Source organism: Shimia sp., from assembly GCF_041624275.1.
Taxonomy (GTDB): Bacteria; Pseudomonadota; Alphaproteobacteria; order Rhodobacterales; family Rhodobacteraceae; genus Shimia.
The window spans coordinates 1-3,851 of record NZ_JBFJVE010000233.1 but is presented as its reverse complement, the minus strand read 5'-3'; the positions used below and the strand labels follow the sequence as shown (position 1 = coordinate 3,851).

The 3,851-nt window shown below is 65.5% G+C and carries 4 protein-coding genes; all 4 read left to right on the top strand.

The genetic code is table 11. The features are described from left to right. The first annotated feature begins 4 nt into the window (after positions 1 to 4). Positions 5 to 1,108, top strand: a complete 1,104-nt coding sequence (locus ABZD10_RS14205) for an ABC transporter substrate-binding protein (protein ID WP_372887464.1) — start codon at positions 5 to 7, stop codon at positions 1,106 to 1,108. A 60-nt stretch (positions 1,109 to 1,168) separates the two neighbouring features. Next, complete coding sequence (locus tag ABZD10_RS14200) at positions 1,169 to 2,347, top strand: acyl-CoA dehydrogenase family protein (RefSeq protein WP_372887463.1); 1,179 nt, start codon at positions 1,169 to 1,171, stop codon at positions 2,345 to 2,347. A gap of 4 nt (positions 2,348 to 2,351) precedes the next feature. Next, on the top strand, positions 2,352 to 3,452 hold the full coding sequence (locus ABZD10_RS14195; RefSeq protein WP_372887462.1) for an acyl-CoA dehydrogenase family protein: 1,101 nt from the start codon (positions 2,352 to 2,354) through the stop codon (positions 3,450 to 3,452). A gap of 38 nt (positions 3,453 to 3,490) precedes the next feature. Then, positions 3,491 to 3,851: molybdopterin-dependent oxidoreductase (locus ABZD10_RS14190; RefSeq protein ID WP_372887460.1), on the top strand; the 361-nt coding region annotated here is incomplete at its 3' end.

Here is a 3,851-nt window from a genome sequence, read left to right as displayed (position 1 = left end):
GACCATGGCCTCGGCCGAGGCGCAGGGGGTCTCTGACAGCGAGGTGCTGATCGGTTCGGTCAATGACCTGTCCGGCGTCTTCGCCGCGGTCGGGGTGCCGGCCACCAAGGGGGCCAACCTCTATTTCGACAAGGTGAACGCAGCGGGCGGCGTGCATGGCCGCACCATCCGCTTCATCACCGAGGATCACGGCTATCAGATGCCGCGGGCGATGCAGGGCTATAACAAGCTGCTCAATCGCGACAAGGTCTTTGCCATGATGCAGAGTCTCGGCACGCCGATGAACATGGCGGGCTTCAAGCTGTTGGATCCCAAGGGCATTCCCAACGTGGCGCCGCTGACCGCCGCGCGCCAGATGCTGCAGGAGCCGATGCACAACAAGTTCACCTCGTTCTCGTCCTATGTCGATCAGGCGCGGGTGGGTGTGAAATACCTTGCCGCCACCTATGGCGGGACCAAGGCCTGCTCGATGTATCTGCCGTCGGATTTCGGCAAGGAGATTCTCGAAGGTGCCAAGATGGGCGCCGAAGAGGCCGGCATCGAGTTTGTCGCGGAAACCACCCACAAGCCGGATGAAAGCGATTTCGTCGGCTCGCTGTCCAAGCTCAACGAGGCCGGCTGCCAGGTCGTCGCCATCGGTGTGCCGGTGCGTCAGGCGATCACCATCGTCGGCACCGCCAAGAAGATGGGTCTGGCCGACATGAAGTTCCTCGGCACCTCGGCCAGCTTCCTGACCGTGGTCGCCAAGGTGCCCGGTGGCATAACCGAAGGTTTCTATGCCGCGGCCAGCTGGCAGGATCTCTGGGCCCGTGCCACCGATCCGGCCCCGGCGGCTTTCATTGCCGAATACAAGGAAGCCTATGGCGAGGACCCGGTGGGCTTCTCGATGCTGGGCTATGCTGCGGCTGCGCAGATGGTGAAGGGACTCGAGGCTGCCGGCCCCGACCTGACGCAGGAAAGCTTCATCGCGGCGATGGAAACGCTCGACTATATGGATGACCTTGTGGGCAACCATATCGACTATGGCCCCGAGGATCATCAGGGCGCCAACTCGGTCTATGTGAATGTCGTGAAAGACGGCAACTGGGTCAAGGTTCACGAAGAGTAAACCACCCCTTAGGCGGGCGCCCGAGCAGCGGCGCCCGCCCCCCAATTTTCAGGTGACATGATGACGGATTTGCAGGAGTTCCGCGCCGCTACGCGTGCGTGGCTGGAGGAGAATTGCCCCGAGGACATGCGCCGGCCGATGTCCGAAGCGGATGTCTGCTGGGGCGGGCGCGACTGGCAGTTCCAGTCCGAGGCGCAACGGGTCTGGCTGGAGCGGATGGCAGCGCGCGGCTGGACCGTGCCGACCTGGCCGCAGGCCTATGGCGGCGGCGGGCTGAGCGGTGATGAGGACCGGATCCTGAAACAGGAACTGGCGCGGATTTCGGCCCGCCCGCCGCTGCAAAGCTTTGGCATCTGGATGCTGGGCCCGGCACTCTTGGCCTTTGGCAGCGAAGAGCAGAAACGTCATTTCCTGCCGCAGATCGCGCGCGGCGAGATCCGCTGGTGTCAGGGCTATTCGGAGCCCGGTGCCGGATCGGATCTGGCCTCTTTGCAGACCCGGGGCGTCGATTGCGGCGAGTATTTCGAGGTCACGGGCCAGAAGATCTGGACCTCTTATGCGGACCGCGCCGACTGGATTTTCTGTCTGGTGCGCACCGAGCCCGAAGCGCCCAAGCACAAGGGGATTTCCTTTCTGTTGTTCGACATGGCCAGCCCCGGTGTGACCACCAAGCCGATCCAGCTGATTTCCGGCTCTTCGCCCTTCTGCGAGACCTTTTTCGACGCCGTCAAAGTGCCCGTCGGCCAGGTGGTCGGCGAACGCGGCAAGGGCTGGAGCATCGCCAAGTACCTGCTCACGCATGAACGCGAGATGATCGGCGCCACCGACTCGGCGCTGTTCGGCAGCGAGGATCTGGTCGAGGTGGCGCGCGAGGCGCTGGGACTGGACGATCAGGGGCGGCTGGATGATCCGATCCTGCGCGGGCGGATCGCCGATTTCCTGATCGACGAGATCGCCTTTGACGCCGAACTGGCACGGGCCAAGGCCTGGAGCCGGGCCGGCAACCAGCTGGGGGCCGAAAGCGCGACGCTGAAATACACCGGCACCGAGCTCAACAAACGCCGCCAGGAGCTGATCATGGCCTCTGGCGGGCTGGCGGCGCTGGAATGGGATTTCGCCCATGCGGCGGGGGACGAAAAAGCCTCGCTCTGGCTGCGTTCCAAGGGCAATTCGATCGAGGGCGGCACATCCGAGGTGATGTTGTCGATCCTGTCAAAAGCGGTTCTGGAACTGGGGTGAGACCATGCGTTTGATGAATGAAGAACAGGTGATGATCCGCGATATGGCGGCAGGGTTTCTCGAGGAAAAAGCCCCGGTCGCGGCACTGCGGGCGCTGCGCGATGCGGGGCAGACCCATGACGCGGCACTGCAAGGCGAGATGGCCGGGATGGGCTGGTTCGGGATGCTGTTGGGCGAAGAGGCGGGCGGCCTCGACATGGGCGCCGAAGCCGCCGGTCTGGTGGCCGAGGAAATGGGCCGCCGGCTCAGCGCCTCGCCCTTTCTGTCCTCGGGGGTGATGGCGGCCAGTGCGCTGCGCGCCAGCGGCGAGGCCCATTGGGCGGGAAAGATCGCCGAAGGCACGGCGGTTGTGGCCATGGCCATCGACGAACGGCTGCGCCACCGCCCCGAGGCCGTCGCCTGCACCGCCACCAAGGCCGGCAACGGCTTTGTGCTGAACGGCGCCAAGCGTTTCGTCAGTGACGGCGCCGGGGCCGACCGGCTGATCGTCACCGCGATGCGCGACGCGGGTCTGGCGCTGCTGCTGGTCGACCCGGCGCAGACCGGGGTCGGCACGCGGGCGCTGAAGACGGTCGACAACCGCAACGCCGCCGATCTGACCTTTGCCGGCGTCGAGCTGGATGGCGCGGCGCTGCTGGCCAGTGGCGCTGCGGCGCAGGCGGCGCTGGACGGCGCGCTGCGCGTCGGGCGGGCGGTGGCCTCGGCCGAGCTGGTGGGGGTCTCCAAGGAGGTGGCCGAACGCAGCACCGCCTATCTGCGCGAGCGCAAACAGTTCGGCGTGCCGCTGTCGCAGTTTCAGGCCCTGCAACATCGGGCGGCCGATCTTTATACCCAGATCCAGACCACCGAGGCGGTGGTCGCCGCCGCGCTGCGCGCCATTGATGACGGGACCGATGAGGCCGAAATGCTGTCGCGCGTGGCCAAGGCCAAGGCCGGCAAGACCGCCTCGCTGGCGGTGCGCGAAGCCTTGCAGATGCATGGCGGCATCGGCATGACAGATGAACTGGACATCGGCCTGTTCATGAAAAAGGCCCGCGCCTGCGCCGAATATCTTGGCGACGGTGAATGCCACGGCGACTGGCTGCTGCGGCAGCGCGGTCTCTGAAACCGCAACCTCAGACGCGAACAGGAAGGGGGCAACTCATGTCACAGACCCGGAGCCAACATCGGACCTGCAACATCTGCGAGGCCATGTGCGGGCTGATCGTGGAATATGACGACGACGATGTCGTCGCGATCAGGCCCGACGCCGACGATCCTTTGTCGCGTGGCCACATCTGCCCAAAGGCCGTGGCCCTGCAGGATTTCCGCAGCGATCCCGACCGGGTCACCGCGCCGCTGCTGAAGGTCGACGGGGAATTCCGCGAAATCGGCTGGGACGCGGCGCTGGATCTGGCCGCCGAAAAGCTGCGCGCCGTGCAGGCGGCACATGGGCGCGACGCTGTGGGGGTCTATCTGGGCAATCCCAACGCGCATAAGTTCGGCAACCTGTCGAACCTGCCGG